The following is a 16,021-nucleotide window of genomic DNA, read 5'->3' as shown; positions in this document are numbered from 1 at the left end:
AATTGGCACTGGCTTTACAAGCACCCTGTTGAGTTCTCAAAGAACAACCACACACCGACCAGAAGCCCCACCACAGTGGAACCCCAACCGGGGCTTTTCGTACCGCGTCCCCGCCGCTCTCGCGCCGGGCACTTTTACTACGTTACCTCACCGTCTTCGCCGTGTCAAACCGTGTGTCCCGGTCTGTCATGCTTCGTACGGGTCAGCGCCGGCGCACTCACGCAGCAGCGAACCGCTGCGTCAGGTCGTCGGATTCAGCAGACCGGCCGCTGCGGTTTCCCGCAGTCTCGCCCGGTTCCCTGCCGGTCGTGAACCTTACCCGGTCGGCTTCGCCGCACCAAATCCGCCTCGCGGCCGATCCGGCGAGCCCCGCCCGGACCGCGTCTCCCAGAAGTGAACCCCTGCTTGACCCGGTTGCCATCCCGTTTCGGTGCTCTAGGACCTTCGTCCCGTTTGCCCCGTTCCGCGCTGGCAGAGAGAAAGTTACGCGTCTGCGGGTTTGATCGTCAAATCCACGGGTAGCGGCGCGCGTCACATTCGCACGTCCGACCGGTTTTCCCAGGTCAGAGCCGTTCCGTCAGCAGCAGGCGCTCGGCGACCATCACGCCAGGCCGTCCTGGTCCTCAGGAGCGGCGGTGATCAGGACGGCTGCCGCCGCCGGGCGGCGAGCCAGGCCCGGACGCCGAGAACACCGGCGGTGGTGCCGATGGCCAGGGACGCGGCGATCAGCAAGACGTGCACCCACAGAAAGCTGGTGGCCGGGCCGTCGGCCACCGTGCCGGACGCCCAGGACCGCGGGTCCTGCCAGATGGCGACCGCGAACCTCGGCCAGATCACCCAGGTCCAGACGCCGACTCCGACCAGGAAGAGGCTCCACCCTCGCGACAGCACCATGGCAGCCGAGTATGCCAGCGCGCCTGGTCACCGTGCCCGCGCCGGCGCGCAACCGGGCGGCGGCGCGAACGCCGGGCGGACCGCCCCACACCTCGGCAGGAGCGCTGCCGCGTGGAGCCCAGGCTGTTTCCGGCGTCAGCGGGATGGGCACTGCGAAGGGGGACAGCTGAGGACCGTCCCCTGGAGGTGCCCCATGCAACCCTCGATATTCAACCCCTGGGCCTGGCGTGATCCGTCCGCCTTGGCCGGCGGGTATACCGAGACCACCCCCTCGGTCACCCCTCCGGAGGATCAGGAGGGTGGGCACGACGGCCCGGACGCCCCCGGCCCGGGTACGCCCGTCGACCTGGTGGGTTATCAGGTGCAGGCGAGCGACGGGCGTATCGGCACCATCGACGAGACGAGCGACGAGGCGGACGCCGGGCACCTGGTGGTCGACACCGGGCCATGGATCTTCGGCCAGAAGGTGTTGCTACCGGCCGGGACGGTCGACCGGGTGGATCACCAGGAACGCGTCGTGCACGTCGACCGGACCCGCCAACAGATCAAGGACGCGCCACCGTTCGATCCGGTTTCGGCCGACCAGGAGTACCGGGAACGCGTCGGCGCCTACTACGCCGACAGCTACCTTCCGCCTCCCGGCGGCATCCCGCGGGTAATCTGAAGCCGTGGTCCGGACGGGCAACTGCGCATCCGAGGCGGTCGACCTGTTCGACGGCCGCTTCGTCGGTGCCGTGCCCGAGATCCCGACCAGCTCCGGCGACGGCCGTGAGCAACTTCTGAACGTCCTCCGTGCCGGTGGTCTGCGGTTTCGCGCCGGCGCGCGATGGCGGGCGACTCGCTGAGTCGATCCCGCTGACCGAGCAGGGCTGAGCCAGCCCTGCTTCGGCGCGCGCCCATGCGTGACCCACCTTCGGATACGAGAGGCACCACCATGTCCGTCGCACGAATGCTCACCGGCGACCGGCCTACCGGCCGCCTGCACCTCGGCCACTACGTCGGCAGCATCGCCAACCGGGTACGGCTGCACCGGCGCTACGAGAGCTTCTTCATCATCGCCGACCTGCACATGCTCACCACCCGCAACCGCCGGGAGGACATCGACCGGGTCTCCGGCAACGCCCGCGAGATGGTGACCGACATCCTCGCCGCCGGCGTCGACCCGGACCGGGCCACGTTCTATCTCCAGTCGGCCATCCCCGAGGTCGGCGACCTCAACACCCTCCTGCAGAACCTGGTGACCGTCCCCCGGCTGGAACGGGTGCCCTCGCTCAAGGACATGGCCCGCGACGCCGGCAAGGAGGAGATGCCGTACGGGCTGTTGGGTTATCCGGTGCTCCAGGCCGCCGACATCCTCTGCGTGAAGGGGGAGGTGGTTCCGGTCGGCCGGGACAACGCCGCACACGTCGAGGTGACCAGGGAGATCGCCCGGCGGTTCAACCACCTGTACGGCCCCGTCTTCCCGGTGCCCGAGTTGATCCCGGCGGACACGCCGAGCCTGGTGGGAACCGACGGCGCCGCCAAGATGAGCAAGAGCCGGGGCAACTCGATCGCGCTCTCCGACGACGCGGCGACTGTGCGTCGCAAGGTGCTCGGCATGTACACCGACCCGAACCGGGTGCGGGCCGACGTGCCGGGGACTGTGGAAGGCAACCCGGTGTTCGCGTACCACGAGGTTTTCAATCCGGACCGCGACGAGGTGACCGACCTGGCCCGGCGGTACCGGGCCGGGCGGGTGGGTGACGTGGAGGTCAAGGAACGGCTGATCGTCGCGCTGGAGGGGTTCCTGGCGCCGATCCGGCAGCGCCGGGCCGAGATCGAAGCCGACCGGGGCCTGGTCGACCGACTGATCGTCGAGGGTACGGAACGGACCCGCCAGGAGGTACGCCAGACGGTGCTCGAGGTACGCCGGGCGATGGGGCTGACCGGCGCGTACCAGCAGATGCGACGGCGGGCTGAGCGAAGCCGGCGCCGGACGGACGCCTCGACCTGAGGCCGGGGCGTCCGGTCGGCGGCAGGGCGCCGGGTCCGCTGCAACACCATCGGGGTCTCAGCGGATCCGGACGTCAGCCAGGTCCAGGGTGATCGGCGTCCAGGAGAGGTCCGGGGTGCGGTCCTCCTGGCGGATGTGGATCCGGCGTCGCGTCGGCACGACCAGCCCGTCGACCTCGGTCGCCCCGCTGACGTGGTGCGCGACCGGGGAGGAGCCGTTGACCACCGGCTGGTAGTCCATGCGCCGCAGCAGCCCGCCGTCGTCGAAGTAGTACAGCTGGGTGTCGCTGTGGGTGTGCACGCTCTCGGGGTACGTGACGCGCAGTACGCGCCAGGACTCGCCGTCCTCCTTCCACGGCTCGACCTCGTGCGCCTCCACGCCTGGCCAGGTGAACAGGAACGGCTCGACGAGGTAGTGCCAGGTGGCGTAGCCACGGAAGTAGGCCGCCTGGGCGAGCGTCCACTGGCTCTCCCCGGTGTAGCCGGCAAAGCTGGCCCGAGGGTTCGTCAACTCGTCGATCAGGCTGCCGTCCGCCGCGGTGACGGTGACCCGGTCGGTGTCGCTGTCGTACTCGGTGACCTGGCCGGTGCCCTCCTGGACGTGGCGGATCCGTTCCCGGTGCAGGTCGGCCTCGACAAGTTCGGTGCTGTCGAAGTCGGGGCGGCCCTTGAACGCCCAGAACGGGCCGCCGTAGGTGAGCCGGGTGGTGAGGGTCGACGCGGTGTTCCAGCGATCAAGGCCGCCGTGACGCTCGATCACCTTGGCGAGCAGTGCATCCATTACGCGCTCCTAAGTTAGGACTAGACAGTCCGAGGTTAGCACTGTTCGGTGGACGCCCACTACGATGGCGGTGTGACTCAGCGGACTTACCAGGACGCCTGCGGGGCGGCGCGCACGATGGACATCGTCGGCGAGCGCTGGGCTCTGTTGATCGTCCGAGAGTTGGTGTTCGGCCCGAAGCGTTTCGGCGATCTGCGGGCCGGGCTGCCGAAGGCCAGCCAGAACGTGCTCAGCCAGCGACTGCGGGAGCTGGAGCAGTCCGGCATCGTCCGGCGGGTGCAGCTCGGGCCGCCGGCAAGCGTGCACGCGTACGAGCTGACCGAACGCGGCCAGCAACTGGAGGCGACACTGATCGAGCTGTCGCGGTGGGGCGCCGGCCTGCCCGCGGAGCCGGACGTCGAGATGAGCACTGACGCGTTCATGCTGTTGCTCAAGGCTCTCTATCGACCACCGACCGACGCGCCGGTGACCGCTCGACTCCGGTTGCAGGTGGGCACCGACGCCTTCGAGGTGGGGGTGTCTCCGAGTGGGATCGACGTCGCCCGTGGCCGGTCGGGCCCTGTCGACGTCACTGTCACCGGCACTGTCAGAGCACTGCGGGACCTGATGTTCGGCGGCACGCCGCTGCGATCGGCGGTGTCGGCGGGCGAAATCGACGTGCACGGCGACATCCGAGCGGCCGAGCGGTTCTTCCTGCTCTTCGGAGCGACGCCCGACGAGTAGACCGGATGAAGCTCACAGCAGCTTCGCGGCTTCGGTGTGGCCAAGGCCGAAAAAAATCTGCCCGCGCCGTGTCGATATCACCGGCCCGTGTTCGTCGTCATGCTGTACGGCGACCCGCCGCACCGAGAGGAGCCGAAACGTGATGTACATGCTGCTGTTCATGAGCCCCATGGTTGACGGGGAGGTCGTCGACAACGGGTGCAGCTTCGAGGACTGGATCCGCTACGACCGGGAGATGAAGGACGCCGGGGTCTGGGTCTCCGGGCACCCCTTGCAGGACCTGACCACCTGCACCACGGTGCAGGTCGGTCCGGACGGCGAGCGCACGATCACCGACGGGCCGTTCGCCGAGACCCGAGAGCTGCTCGGCGGGTACGACGTCATCGACGTGCCGGACCTCGACGCCGCGCTGGACTGGGCGGCCCGCAGCCCCGGGGCCATCGGCACCGGATCGGTCCAGGTCCGTCCGATCTTCGAGATCGACATGCAGGGGTGACAGTGCCGGCTGAGGGGGCAGCCGTCGGGTCGTCGGTGGAGGCGGTGTTCCGGGAGGAACGCGGCCGACTGCTCGCCTCGCTCGTGCGCCGCTTCGGCGACCTCGACCTGGCCGAGGAGGTCACCTCCGAGGCCATCGAGGCGGCGCTGACGCACTGGCCGACCGACGGCGTCCCGAGCCGGCCGGGGGCCTGGCTGCTCACCACTGCTCGTCGTCGGGCCGTGGACCGGCTGCGTCGGGACCGGGTGCTGGCGACCCGGCTCGCCGTACTGCAGGCGGAGGCCGAGCGGGCCGATCACGCGCCGCCCGCCGACGCGGACCGCGACCTGCCCGACGACCGGTTGGCGCTCTTCTTCACCTGCGCGCACCCGGCGCTGGCCGCGCAGGATCGCGGCGCGCTCACCCTGCGGTTCCTGGCCGGCCTCACCACCACCGAGGTCGCGCGGGCCTTCCTGGTGCCGCCCGCCACCATGGCCCAACGACTCGTCCGCGCCAAACGGAAGATCCGCGACGCACGCATCCCGTTCCGGGTGCCGGGGCCCGACGAGCTGCCCGGTCGGCTGCCCACGGTTCTCCAGGCCGTCTACTCGGTCTTCACCGAGGGGTATGCGGCCAGCACCGGCCCGGATCTGCAACGGATCGACCTGGCCGAGGAAGCCATCCGGCTGGGCCGGATCCTGCGGCGGCTGCTGCCGGCCGAGCGGGAGGTCGCCGGGCTGCTCGGCCTGATGCTGCTGGTCCACGCCCGACGGGACGCGCGTACCGGGCCGGACGGCGCCATGATCCTTCTCGACGACCAGGACCGGGGACGCTGGGACCGTCAAATGATCGAGGAGGGGCGCGGCCTGGTGGTGGTCGCGCTGACCGGCCGAGCGCCCGGCCCGTACGGCGTGCAGGCCGCCATCGCCGCGCTGCACGACGAGGCCGCCGACGTGGCCAGCACCGACTGGCCGCAGGTGGTGGCCCTCTACGACGTGCTGCTCGGCCTGGTGCCCTCACCGATCGTGGCGCTCAACCGGGCCGCCGCGGTCGCCATGCGGGACGGGCCGGCGGCGGGGCTCGCGCTGCTCGACGAGTTGGCCGACGAGCCTCGGCTGCGCGGCCACCACCCCTATCCGGCGGCGCGGGCCGACCTGCTGCGTCGGCTCGGCCGGTACGACGAGGCCGCCGCCGCGTACCGCAGCGCGTTGACGCTGGTCGGCACCGAACCGGAGCGCGCGTACCTGCTCAGTCAGCTGAGAGCCGTCACGACCGAGTGAGCTGTACCCTTCCCGGGTGAGTCTGCCTCTGCCTCCCGGGCCGTTCGCCGCGTACCTGTTCGACTGCGACGGCACCATCGTCGACTCGATGCCGCTGCATTACCTGGCCTGGCAGCGGGCCCTTGAGGAGTGGGGCTGCGAGTTCCCCGAGGACCTCTTCTACGCCTGGGGTGGGCGGCCCACCGCCGACATCATCGTCGCGCTGAACGAGCAGCAGGGTCTGGCCATGCCGGTGGCGGCCGTCGTCGAACGCCGGGAGAGCTACTACCAGGAGTTGCTACCGCAGCTCGCCGCCGTGCCCGACGTGCTGGCGCACATCCACGACGCGCACCGGCGGGTCCCGTTCGCCGTCGTCTCCGGCAGCACCCGCGCATCGGTCACCGCCTCCCTGGACGCGCTCGGTCTGCTGGACCGGTTCGACGTGCTGGTCTGCGCCGACGACTACACCCGGGCCAAGCCCGACCCGGAGGCGTTCCTGCTCGCGGCGGAACAGCTCGGCGTACCCCCGGAGTCTTGCCTGGTCTTCGAGGACACCGACCTGGGCATCCAGGCAGCGACGGCGGCCGGCATGGCTTCGGTACGCGTGCCGCAACAGCGCACGCCCTGACGTCTCAGGCGACCGTCAGCAGGAGCTTGCCGGCGTAGGACGTCTGTAGGCGCTGGTGTGCGTCCCGCACCTTGCCCAGCGGGAACTTCTCCGCGACGTGCACCACGAACGGCCCCGCCTCGATGAGTTCGTTGAGGCGCTGCAACTGTCGAGGACTCGATTCGCCGTCGTACGCGCGGACCATGACGCCCGACCGCTCCTGCGGCTCCGGCCGCACCCCGTGGGCGAACGCGACGACCCCGCCGTCGGCCAGCGCCTCGGTCAGCCGGTCCAGCGTCGCGCCGCCGGCCATCGCCAGGATGGCGTTCACCCCGCCCGGCGCCGCGTCCCGGATCCGGGCCAGCACGTCGGTCATGTCGCCGTGGCCGTCGAGGGACACGTCGGCGCCGAGTCGGGTCACCAGCGCGACGCCGTCCGCCCCGGACGCCACGGCGATCACGTTCAGCCCCTGCCGCTTCGCCAACTGCACGGCCAGGTGGCCCTGACCGCCGCTCGCACCGAAGATCAGCAGCCAGGCGCCGGCCGACAGGCTGATCGCGTCGAGCCCGGCCAGCGCGGTCAGCGCGTCGGTGGGCATGGCACCGGCGTGTTCGGCAGGCACGCCGTCGGGCACCTTCGCCGCGTACTCCGCCTTGACCGACGCGTACTCGGCGTAGAAGCCGCCCTTCGGCCGAGCGGTGGCGGAGACGTAGACCAGGTCGCCCACCGCCAGGCCGGTCACCTTGCTGCCGGCCGCGATCACGGTTCCGGCGCCGTCGGAGCCGGGCACGATCGGGAGCGCCGAGCCCTCCGGCACCAGCACACCCTCGCGCTCGTACGCGTCCCACACCCCGACACCTGCGCTCAGGACCTTGATCAGCACCTCGTCGTCGGCGACCTGCGGGATCGGCAGCTTCCGCAGGGTGATCACCTCCGGCCCGCCGAACTCGTCGAAGGCCGCGGCCTGCATCCGCTCTGGCACATCCCCGTCAACCATGTGGCTTCCCTCTCCGTGCCGGCGTCACCGTCGCAGCATGCCGGCTCGGGAACAGGCGTGGCCCGGGGCCGAGCGTCGTTCACCCACAAGGACGAACGCCCGCGCTGGGTGGGCCTCGCCGGGCGTAGCCGGGTCAGGAGGTCTGCGGCTCCGGGCCACGAAGCGCCTGCTCGACGGCGTCGCGTACGCGGGCGTCCTCGCGCGCCTTGCTCTGCGCCCGGTTGCGGCGTCGGTACAGGTACGCCCCGACGAGCAGGGCGATCAGCACGACGAGCACCAGCACCAGCATCCAGGGCAGGGCCCAGCCGTGCGCGGTGACCTGGACCGGCTTGAGCGAGGTGGTGGAACCCGAGGCGTCGGTGAGCAGGGGTGTCACCGTCGCGGTCGCGGCCAGCAAGACGGCGGGAGCCACCCCGTGTACGGGCACCGTCACGTCCCAGCTCTCACCCGGAAGCAGCTCCGGCGGCGCGGCGACATCCTCGGCCCGCACCCGCAGCAGGCCGAACGGGCCCGAGACGGTCACCGCCTGCCTACCGGACAGGGCCGCGTTGCCGACGTTGTGGACCTTGTAGGTGATGGTGGCGTCACCCTTGCTGAACGGGTTGGTCGGCCCGGCGTACGTGACGTGGAGGTTCTCGATCGCGAGGTTCGGCTTCAGCTCGCCGCCCACCCGCAACTTGATCCGGATACCGAGGCGCCGGTCGACGTTGATCCCCTCAGCCTGGTCGGCCTGGGTCAGCGTGGTGAGGATGCCACCGACGTAGTCGCCGGGCGTGGCGTTCTCCGGAACGTTGACCTTGAAGGGGACCTGGGCGGTCTTTCCGGGCTGGATCACGACGCTGCCGGCGTTCGGCTTCACCCAGGCGCCGATCGCGATCGACTTCTTGTCCTTGGTGAACAGGTCGAGCTGGCCGGCGTCGGTGGTGAAGCCGTCGGCCGCGTACACGGAGAGGGTCAGCGGCGCCGGGCCGCGGTTGGCCACGACCATGGCGTCCTCGACGGCACCGCCCGGGTTGACGTTGTAGCTGTAGCTGGACCGGGCCTCGCCGTAGCCGTCGGAGGCCGTCCGGACCGTCCAGGCGACGTTGCCGTCCGCCGCCAGGGCGGGACCGGCGCCGACACCGACGGCCGCGACGACGGCGAGCAGGGACAGTGCGGTCGTACGGAGGCGTGCGGTGGTCGTGGTCTTCCAGCGAGTTACGGACGGTTGCATCTCAAGTCCTTGTGGTGATCTTGGTAGTGGGTGAACCGGTGGCGGGGTAGGCCCCGAAGGTGCCTACCCCGCCGAGTGGAACAGTCCGGTCAGCTGCTCAGGGCAGTGATCGTGAGGGTGGTGCGGTAGCTGCCCTTCGCGATGCTGTCCGGGATCTTCAGATCCAGGTCAGCGCCGAGCTTGGCGCCACCACGCGGGTGACCCTGCGCGGCCGCGGCGAGCGCGCTGGAGACCGAGAGGCCCTTGCCCTGGTCGTCGAGCGACGACAGGACCGGGGCACCGGCCTCGGCGCCCGCGCCGGCGTCGAGCACGTACGGGTTCCAACCGAGGTAGGAGCCGGAGAACTTCTTGTCGGCGTCCTGGAAGTCGCCGACGTTGGCCGAGATCGACCACGGGGCGAGCGACCGGCGGCTGTCCGACACGAGGATCGGGTTGATCTTGCCGTTGGCCTGGAAGTAGGTGCCGTTGCGCTCCTGCGCGCTGCCCAGGTCGACCAGACCGTTGTAGCCGTCGATCGTCCAGCCGAACTCGCCCGGAGCCGGGTTCGGCACGTTGACCTGAATGGCCTGACCGTCACCGCTGTACGGGTGAATCGTGGTGTTGTCGACGATCGAGCCGACCGGCTGGCCGTCCGGGGTGTTGACGCAGGAGACGCCCTTCTCGACCGCCGCGTTCGGTGCCGCGCAGGTGCCGCTGCGGATGTTCTGCAGGACCAGCTTGTCCGCCTTGACCTGCACCTTGACGTAGCTGCGAACGTGCTCCTGGTTCTGCGCCGAGTTGAACCAGTAGTTGCTCGGGTTCAGCGGGTCCGGGCCGAGGCCCTCGACACCAGTGCCGGAGTTGTCGGGCTTCTTGATGTCGTAGTACTTCGAGCCGGAGGCCGAGTTCGCCGTCACGTAGATGACACCGCCCGGGCCGGGGAACACGTCGGCAGCACCCGGCTTCTCGGCCGGGTTCTCCTTCTGGCCGTTCTTGATGGAGTAGCTACGGGTGTAGACGTGGTCGTGACCCTGCAGCACCATGTCGATGCCGAGATCGGAGAACGCCGTCGTGAAGTCCTTCCGGCGGTTCTTGTTGTCCGCGTCGGTGGAGTGGCTCGCGGCCGAGTAGATCGCGTGGTGGTAGACGAGCACCTTCCACTTGGCCTCGGAGCCGTGCTTGTTGACGACGTCGGTGACGTACGAGACGTGCGCCGCGTCGCCACCGGGCGAGCCGTCGGCGGGGTTGACGTAGCTGTTGCTGTTGATGTCGATGAACAGCACGTCCTTGTAGATGTACCAGTAGTCGCCGCCGGAGCGGGTCGACTGGTCACCGTTGTAGTACTGGGCCGAACGGTCGGTGTTCGGGGTGAAGTGGTGCTGCTCCCAGGACTTGCCGCCGACGTCGTGGTTACCGATGGTCGCGGCCGTCGGGTACTGCCGAAGCTGCTCCGGGGAGAGGTACGCGTCCCACTGTGCCTCGTTGTTCGCGGACTCGACGTGGTCGCCGCCGGAGACCAGCAGCTCGGCGTTCGGGTTCGCCGCGGTGGCGACCTTCAGGGTTTCCGCCCAACCGGCCTGGTCCTTCGCGACGTCGCCGGAGGCGCCGATCTGGGGGTCGCCGAAGAACAGGAAGTCGTAGTCGCCCTCGAAGTCCTGCGTCTTGAAGGCGTACGCCGGGGACCAGCTGCCCTCGGCGCCGACCCGGTACGAGTACGCCGTGTTCTCACGCAGGTTGCTGATCGTGGCGTGCCGGTTGAAGCCGGTGGTGGAGGTGTTCGCCGCGCCGACGGCGTCGAAGCTGACCGCGCCGGCCGGGAACTCGCCGTTGACGATCTCGGCGGTCGGGGCGAGCTGGATCTTCTGCGCGGTGTCGGCGGAGGAGTACCAGCTCACGATGCGCTGGGTCTCGTTGGCGCCGACGCCGAGGACCACACCGGTGATCGTGGTGGACTCGGCCGCGCTCGCGGTGGCCGTCAGGCCACTGCCGAGGGCCGCGCCCAGACCGAGGAACCCGGCTGCGACCCCGGCGACCAGGCGCCGCCGCACGAGCGCGGAGGCCCGTGTCGAGGTGCTCAATGTCATCGACATTGTTCCCTTTTCAAATAGAGAAATGGATTGTGCCTTCACCCGACGCTGGGGAAGCAATTCCACGCTTTCGCCGCCCGATGAACCGGCCATGAACGTGATCTTGCGAAAGACTGCACTCACGAACTACTTAGCTCTACTCATGATCCGGAAATACGCTGCACAAACCAGATCAACCCCATAATGGACACGCCTGCGGAAACAGCTCCGGTCGCCCAGAGGCCGGCTTTCGGCGCACGACGGCGCAGCACGAACAGCAGCGGGAAGACGACAGCGATAATCGTCAACTGAACGACCTCGATGCCGACGTTGAACACCAGCAGCGACCACAGCAGGGTCCACGACCACGCCTCGTCGATACCCAGCGCGCCCGCGAAGCCGAGGCCGTGCACGAGGCCGAAGCAGAACACCACACTGAGGCGGATCCAGCCGGCCCGATCCAGGCTGAAGTGGCCGCGCCCGGCCGTCTCCAGGTCGGCCGCGTGCTCACCACGCCGCCAGATCCCCCACAGGTGCCAACCGGCGACGACGGCGATCGAGAGGGCGATGATCGGCTCCACGATCACCCCCGGCACCTCGACCAGGCCGAGCGCGGCGAGCATGAACGTCACCGAGTGCGCCAGGGTGAAGCTGGTGGCCGCGAGCACGATCTCCCGAAGCCGCCGAGACCCGGCGATGAGCGCCAGCAGGAACAGGATGTGGTCGACCCCGGTCAGCAGATGCTCGGCGCCCAGGAGGAAGAACTCGCCGAACCGCTCGTACCAGGCCTGCGCGGTCGAGAAGGACGGGTTGGCGGCGTCGAGCGCCGCACTGCCCGAACGGCCGTCGATCTCGTAGGTGACTATCGTCTTCGTGCCCTTGACGTAGCCCTCGCCATCAGGGAAGAGGCCGCTGCGCACCACGTGCTCGTCGACCCGCTCCGGGCAGGTCCAGTCGAGCAGCAGGTCCGCGTACGGCACGCCCTCGCGCTCGCCGACCGTCGCGTCACCCACCTGGGTCGGCCGGCAGGCCGCACCCCGGGAACTCACCGAGAACCGGTCGGAGACGTACCCGAGAACCGCCGACGCGTGACCCTTCAGTGCGGCGGCCTGGGCGGCGGTGTCGCCCGCCTCGAACGCGGCGGTCCCCGCCTGGAAGAGCGGGTCGTCGTCGCCGGCATCCGCGGCGGAAACGACGAGGAGGTCGTATTCGAGCTCCACTCCGGTCCGAATGTGACCCTCATCTCCCGCTGCAATTTTCGCGTACACGGTCGACGAGAAGCCGTGCGCGGACGCCGGTTCGGCGCCCAGAAACGGAACCACCGATGCGGCGAACCCGACAGCGGCGACGATAACGGTGCGGCGGATGCGGCCTGACATTCGACTCCCTCGGTTGGCCAGTGCACGTTGCATGCCGTTGGTGAACACCAACCCGCGCACCGACGAACCGCCGGGGAACAACTTCCCCGAACGGCCGCCCACCGATTACCGGTGACCGGAATTGAGATAGGAATACGAAGAAGTACGCGCACTTTCCGCCACCACCCGGAGGACGATCACCTTGCGCCCCCCGCTTCGGGCCGTTGCCATGCTGGCCGTGACCGCCGCGCTGGTCACCGCCTGCAACTCCAGCGACGACTGGTCCGAGCCACGTCCGGCGCCCAGCGCCATCGGCACTCTCGGCCCGGGGTTCGTCGACCCCTCCACGAAGCCCGCGCCGGAGGCGACCATCACCCCGCGGCCCGGTTCGTGGGCCGACGTCCACCCGCCGAAGGACTACCGGGTCGTCCTGCTGACCAGCGGTACGGACAACGCGACCAAGGCCCTCGTGACGGCGGTGAAGGAGTGGGCCGACGACGAGCACGTCGACCTGAGGACCATCGTCGTCGGCAGTGCGCACGACACCGTTCCCAGCATCGCCAAGGCGATGGAGATGGGCCCGGACCTCATCGTCAGCGCGGGCAACGACCTCATCGACGGCCTCGCGCTGGTCACCCCGAACCACCTGGACGAGAAGTTCCTCGTGGTCGGCGCGGAACTCGCCGAGCCCACCTACAACGTCACAGCTGTCGACTGGGACGGCGCGTCGTTCCGTGGCGAGGGGCTCGGCATGTCCTCGACGTACGACCCGAACTCGTTCACCGCGGACCGGTGCGCGGCGGCCATCCGGGCGGGCGTGGCCGCGGTCCTCAACGACCTGACCGGGCTCGTGGTCTGGCTCTGACGCTCGGCTCCGCCGCGCAGCCGCGCGACCCGGTGCGGAGGCTGTGTGCCTCCGCACCGGGCCTGCGGGTCACCCGGTGGAACAGGTGGGAGTCATCCCCGCACCGGTGCCGCTGCCCTGGTAACCGAACTCGGTCGACTGCCCGGCTGCGATGGCGCCGTTGTAGGCGACATTGGTGAACTGGACGGTCCCGGTGCTGCCGCTCCGATTGGCGCTCCAGATGCTGGTGATGCTGGCACCCGACGGCAGAGTCATGGTGACCGTCCAACCGTTTACCGGCGCGGTGCCGGCGCTCACCCGCACCGTGGCGACGAAACCGCCCGTCCACTGGTTGACCGACACCGTCGCCGCACAGCCACCGGTCGGGGGCGGCGTGGTCGGGGGCGGCGTGGTCGGGGGCGGCGTGGTCGGGGGCGGCGTGGTCGGGCCGTCAGCCAGGACCGGCGTCGGCCAGTCCCGCCAGTCGGCCAACCGGCCGAGCGCCCTGCTGGAAATCCGGATCACGCCCGGCTCGTTGCCCGTCTTCAGCAAAAACTTGCGGATGTTGTTCTGCAGAGGGGTACGCCACTCGGGGCGGTTGGCGCAGTGGCTGCCGTCCTGCACGTCGGACCAGTAGGTGATGTTGTCGCCGGCGCCGAGCGCCTGGTAGACCTCGGCGCCGCCCAGGGCCGCGACGCTCGCCGACCGGGGGCCGAGGTTGGCGATGTGTGGGTTGTCCATGATGAACAAGCCGCGCGGTGCCACCATCGCGACCATCTCGTGGGTGTCCACCGGGAGCCGGTTCGGGCTGCCGGTGAAGGAGCCGAACGCGTCACCCAGCCAGGGTTGCTCCCCGTACGCGCTGCTCAGGCTCTGCGCGCCCTCACCCGGGATCCCCCGGAAGATGGGGACGCCCGCGCTGCCCGACTCGATCGGCATGGTCAGGGCGATGCGCTGGTCGAACACGCCGATCGCGAAGGCGCCCTTGCCGTAACGGGAGCAACCGGTGACGCCCATCGCGTCGGCCTTGAGGATCCTGCCGTCGGACTGCTCGATGACGTCGATGATCCGGCTGACGCCCCACCCCCAGGCGGCGAGCAGTCCGGTGCTGCTCGATGAGCCGTAGATGCTGTAGAACGCGCCCTGCTTGTTGGTCCGGGGAGTGCCCTCGCGGCCGACTGCCAGCGGGTCGTAACTGATCACGGCAGCGCCGGCGGCTTTGATGGTGGCCGTGTCGGCGCCGAACCCGCCGACGACCACGACGGCGGGGAAGGGACCGGTGCCGCTCGGCAGCTCGACCCGCGCCGAGAAGGTGGAGCTCCTGCCGTTGTGTGCCACGTTGACGGTGACGGTGCTGTTGGACACCGTCCCCGTGACCGTCGCGGGCTTGGCGGGCTTCTCGCCAAAGACGAACTTCTCGGCAAGTTCCTTGATCTCCGCCCGCCGGCAGCGCCAGTCGGACCTGGCGGTGATGGTCGTTCCGTTCAGCTTCTTGAAGGGATCGGGAAGCTTGGCGTTGGTGGGCAGCGAGCCCAGGTCCGGCAGACCGGACACGGCGCAGTCGACGCCCTCGTCCTCCACTGCCGCAGCCAGCGTGCCCATGGCGGCTTGCGCATTCGTCGTTCGTGTCACTACCGATACCGATCCGGCGACCGTGAGCGCTGCCAGCGCCAGCACGACGACCAGGAACCGGGTCCTGGAACGGCCCGAGGGGATGGTCACTAGAGGTCTCCTTCCGAGGTGGTGGTTACAGGAAGGGACGAAGCGAGATCGATGATCACGATTGCCAGCCACGTCAAGCCTGGGCCGGCTCATTGCAGAGTGTCAATGTTTTTCCGAAAGTTTCGGCCCCATCTTGTCGAAACCTTTCGACGCCAACGCCCGGCATCAGGTCCGCGCCGAGCACCGACGGCACGATCGTGGCCCGCTGTCGACGCGACGGTAAGGAGATCGGCACCTCGGACAGCCCGGGGGCCGAGTTCGCGGTCACGCAGACGATCCAGCGGGCCTACCGGATCGTCTGGCGCGTTGCCCGGTCCGGGGTGGCTGCCGCTGGAGCCGCCGCCCCGGACCGAACCTCACTGCCTCAGGCGGTCAGGGCGCCGTCGATGGCGATGGACGCGCCGCTGATGAAGGTGGCCTCGTCGCTGAGCAGGAACGCGGTGAGCGCGGCGACCTCGTCGGAGGTTCCGGCTCGTCCGGTCGGCTGCGCCGACAGGTAGCGCTCCGCGATCTCCGGGGCCTGGCTGACCACGCCCTGCCAGAGCGGGGTGTCGATCAGGCCGGTGACCAGGGCGTTGACCCGTACACCGGAGCGCGCCACGTCCAGGGCCGCCGAGCGCGTCAGACCGATGACCCCGTGCTTCGCCGCGTTGTAGGCGGCCTGGGTCCCGTCGCCCTTCACGCCGGAGACCGAGGCGTTGTTGACGATCGCGCCACCGCCGGAGGCGATGATCGCCGGCAGCTCGTACTTGAGGCCGTAGAAGACGCTCGTCAGGTTGAGGGCGAGCGACCGGTGCCAGTTGTCGCTGTCGGTCTCGCGCACGCTGGCCATCGGACCACCGCCGGCGTTGTTGAACGCGCCGTCCAGCCGCCCGTACTCAGTCACCGCGGCGTCCACGAGCCGCGCCATGTCCTCCTCGACCGTCACGTCGGTCGGCAAGAACAGGGCACTGCCGCCCGCGTTCCTGATCTGCGCGACGACTTCCTCGCCCCGGTCCTTGTCCCGGGCGCCGATGACGACGCGGGCTCCTTCCGTGGCCGCCCGCTGGGCGAACGCCAGGCCCATGCCCTGCGTGCCGCCGGTCACGACCAGCACCTTTGCTTCCAACCG

The 16,021-nt window shown here is 69.6% G+C and carries 17 protein-coding genes; 8 read left to right on the top strand and 9 right to left on the bottom strand.

The annotated features are described in order from the left end of the window. Window positions 1-639: 639 nt before the first annotated feature. The gene (locus tag ABZ794_RS11060; protein ID WP_238687998.1) at window positions 640-894 is read right to left on the bottom strand and encodes an SCO4848 family membrane protein; all 255 of its coding nucleotides are present in this window, start codon (window positions 892-894) and stop codon (window positions 640-642) included. A gap of 193 nt (window positions 895-1,087) precedes the next feature. On the opposite strand from ABZ794_RS11060, the gene ABZ794_RS11055 reads away from it, so the two are divergent. The 3 genes from ABZ794_RS11055 (at window position 1,088) to trpS (ending at window position 2,887) form a co-directional block, all read left to right on the top strand. Next, window positions 1,088-1,558 carry a PRC-barrel domain-containing protein gene (locus ABZ794_RS11055; protein WP_210782581.1) on the top strand — a complete coding sequence of 157 codons (471 nt, stop codon included), beginning with the start codon at window positions 1,088-1,090 and terminating at the stop codon, window positions 1,556-1,558. A gap of 4 nt (window positions 1,559-1,562) precedes the next feature. Beyond that, the gene (locus ABZ794_RS11050; protein WP_210782583.1) at window positions 1,563-1,739 is read left to right on the top strand and encodes a hypothetical protein; all 177 of its coding nucleotides are present in this window, start codon (window positions 1,563-1,565) and stop codon (window positions 1,737-1,739) included. Window positions 1,740-1,828: 89 nt separating this feature from the next. Then, complete coding sequence (trpS, locus tag ABZ794_RS11045; protein WP_357515288.1) at window positions 1,829-2,887, top strand: tryptophan--tRNA ligase; 1,059 nt, start codon at window positions 1,829-1,831, stop codon at window positions 2,885-2,887. Between the two features lie 57 nt (window positions 2,888-2,944). Here trpS and ABZ794_RS11040 read toward each other — a convergent pair whose 3' ends face one another. After that, window positions 2,945-3,667, bottom strand: coding sequence for a hypothetical protein (locus ABZ794_RS11040; protein ID WP_210782587.1), 723 nt, complete (start codon window positions 3,665-3,667; stop codon window positions 2,945-2,947). A 72-nt stretch (window positions 3,668-3,739) separates the two neighbouring features. Here ABZ794_RS11040 and ABZ794_RS11035 point away from each other — a divergent pair, with 72 nt between their 5' ends. Next, window positions 3,740-4,390 carry a winged helix-turn-helix transcriptional regulator gene (locus ABZ794_RS11035; RefSeq protein ID WP_357515286.1) on the top strand — a complete coding sequence of 217 codons (651 nt, stop codon included), beginning with the start codon at window positions 3,740-3,742 and terminating at the stop codon, window positions 4,388-4,390. 12 nt (window positions 4,391-4,402) lie between these two features. On the opposite strand, the gene ABZ794_RS11030 is transcribed toward ABZ794_RS11035, so the two are convergent. After that, window positions 4,403-4,552, bottom strand: a complete 150-nt coding sequence (locus ABZ794_RS11030; protein ID WP_357515284.1) for a hypothetical protein — start codon at window positions 4,550-4,552, stop codon at window positions 4,403-4,405. Between ABZ794_RS11030 and ABZ794_RS11025 the strand changes: the two genes are divergently transcribed. Genes ABZ794_RS11025 through ABZ794_RS11015 form a run of 3 tightly spaced genes read left to right on the top strand, consistent with a single transcriptional unit; the run spans window position 4,551 to window position 6,752 of the window. Further along, a complete protein-coding gene (locus ABZ794_RS11025) occupies window positions 4,551-4,886 on the top strand; it encodes a YciI family protein (protein ID WP_238687996.1) in 336 nt (111 codons plus the stop codon). The two genes, ABZ794_RS11030 and ABZ794_RS11025, sit on opposite strands and share 2 nt — an antisense overlap. A 2-nt stretch (window positions 4,887-4,888) precedes the next feature. Continuing rightward, window positions 4,889-6,145: a sigma-70 family RNA polymerase sigma factor gene (locus ABZ794_RS11020; protein ID WP_238687995.1), complete on the top strand. Its 1,257-nt coding sequence runs from the start codon at window positions 4,889-4,891 to the stop codon at window positions 6,143-6,145. 16 nt (window positions 6,146-6,161) lie between these two features. Next, window positions 6,162-6,752 carry an HAD-IA family hydrolase gene (locus ABZ794_RS11015; RefSeq protein ID WP_357515282.1) on the top strand — a complete coding sequence of 197 codons (591 nt, stop codon included), beginning with the start codon at window positions 6,162-6,164 and terminating at the stop codon, window positions 6,750-6,752. 4 nt (window positions 6,753-6,756) lie between these two features. Here ABZ794_RS11015 and ABZ794_RS11010 read toward each other — a convergent pair whose 3' ends face one another. From ABZ794_RS11010 to ABZ794_RS10995, 4 genes are all read right to left on the bottom strand, one after another. Next, window positions 6,757-7,728, bottom strand: coding sequence for an NADP-dependent oxidoreductase (locus ABZ794_RS11010; RefSeq protein ID WP_238687994.1), 972 nt, complete (start codon window positions 7,726-7,728; stop codon window positions 6,757-6,759). Between the two features lie 133 nt (window positions 7,729-7,861). After that, window positions 7,862-8,941, bottom strand: coding sequence for a DUF916 domain-containing protein (locus tag ABZ794_RS11005; RefSeq protein WP_357515280.1), 1,080 nt, complete (start codon window positions 8,939-8,941; stop codon window positions 7,862-7,864). Between the two features lie 89 nt (window positions 8,942-9,030). Beyond that, complete coding sequence (locus ABZ794_RS11000; RefSeq protein ID WP_357515278.1) at window positions 9,031-11,004, bottom strand: metallophosphoesterase family protein; 1,974 nt, start codon at window positions 11,002-11,004, stop codon at window positions 9,031-9,033. 143 nt (window positions 11,005-11,147) lie between these two features. After that, window positions 11,148-12,413 carry a HupE/UreJ family protein gene (locus ABZ794_RS10995; RefSeq protein WP_357515276.1) on the bottom strand — a complete coding sequence of 422 codons (1,266 nt, stop codon included), beginning with the start codon at window positions 12,411-12,413 and terminating at the stop codon, window positions 11,148-11,150. Between the two features lie 160 nt (window positions 12,414-12,573). Between ABZ794_RS10995 and ABZ794_RS10990 the strand changes: the two genes are divergently transcribed. Then, complete coding sequence (locus ABZ794_RS10990) at window positions 12,574-13,209, top strand: hypothetical protein (protein ID WP_357515314.1); 636 nt, start codon at window positions 12,574-12,576, stop codon at window positions 13,207-13,209. Window positions 13,210-13,278: 69 nt separating this feature from the next. Here the strand turns inward: ABZ794_RS10990 and ABZ794_RS10985 are convergent, their stop codons facing one another. Together ABZ794_RS10985 and ABZ794_RS10980 are read right to left on the bottom strand one after the other, a co-directional pair. After that, window positions 13,279-14,910, bottom strand: coding sequence for a cellulose binding domain-containing protein (locus tag ABZ794_RS10985; RefSeq protein ID WP_357515274.1), 1,632 nt, complete (start codon window positions 14,908-14,910; stop codon window positions 13,279-13,281). A gap of 364 nt (window positions 14,911-15,274) precedes the next feature. Then, window positions 15,275-15,997, bottom strand: a complete 723-nt coding sequence (locus ABZ794_RS10980; RefSeq protein WP_307850498.1) for an SDR family NAD(P)-dependent oxidoreductase — start codon at window positions 15,995-15,997, stop codon at window positions 15,275-15,277. Window positions 15,998-16,021: the final 24 nt, after the last annotated feature.

Origin of the sequence: Micromonospora sp. NPDC047187 (genome assembly GCF_040643355.1) — a bacterium.
Lineage (GTDB): Bacteria > Actinomycetota > Actinomycetes > Mycobacteriales > Micromonosporaceae > Micromonospora > Micromonospora salmantinae.
This window is presented reverse-complemented; position numbering and strand designations above follow the sequence as displayed.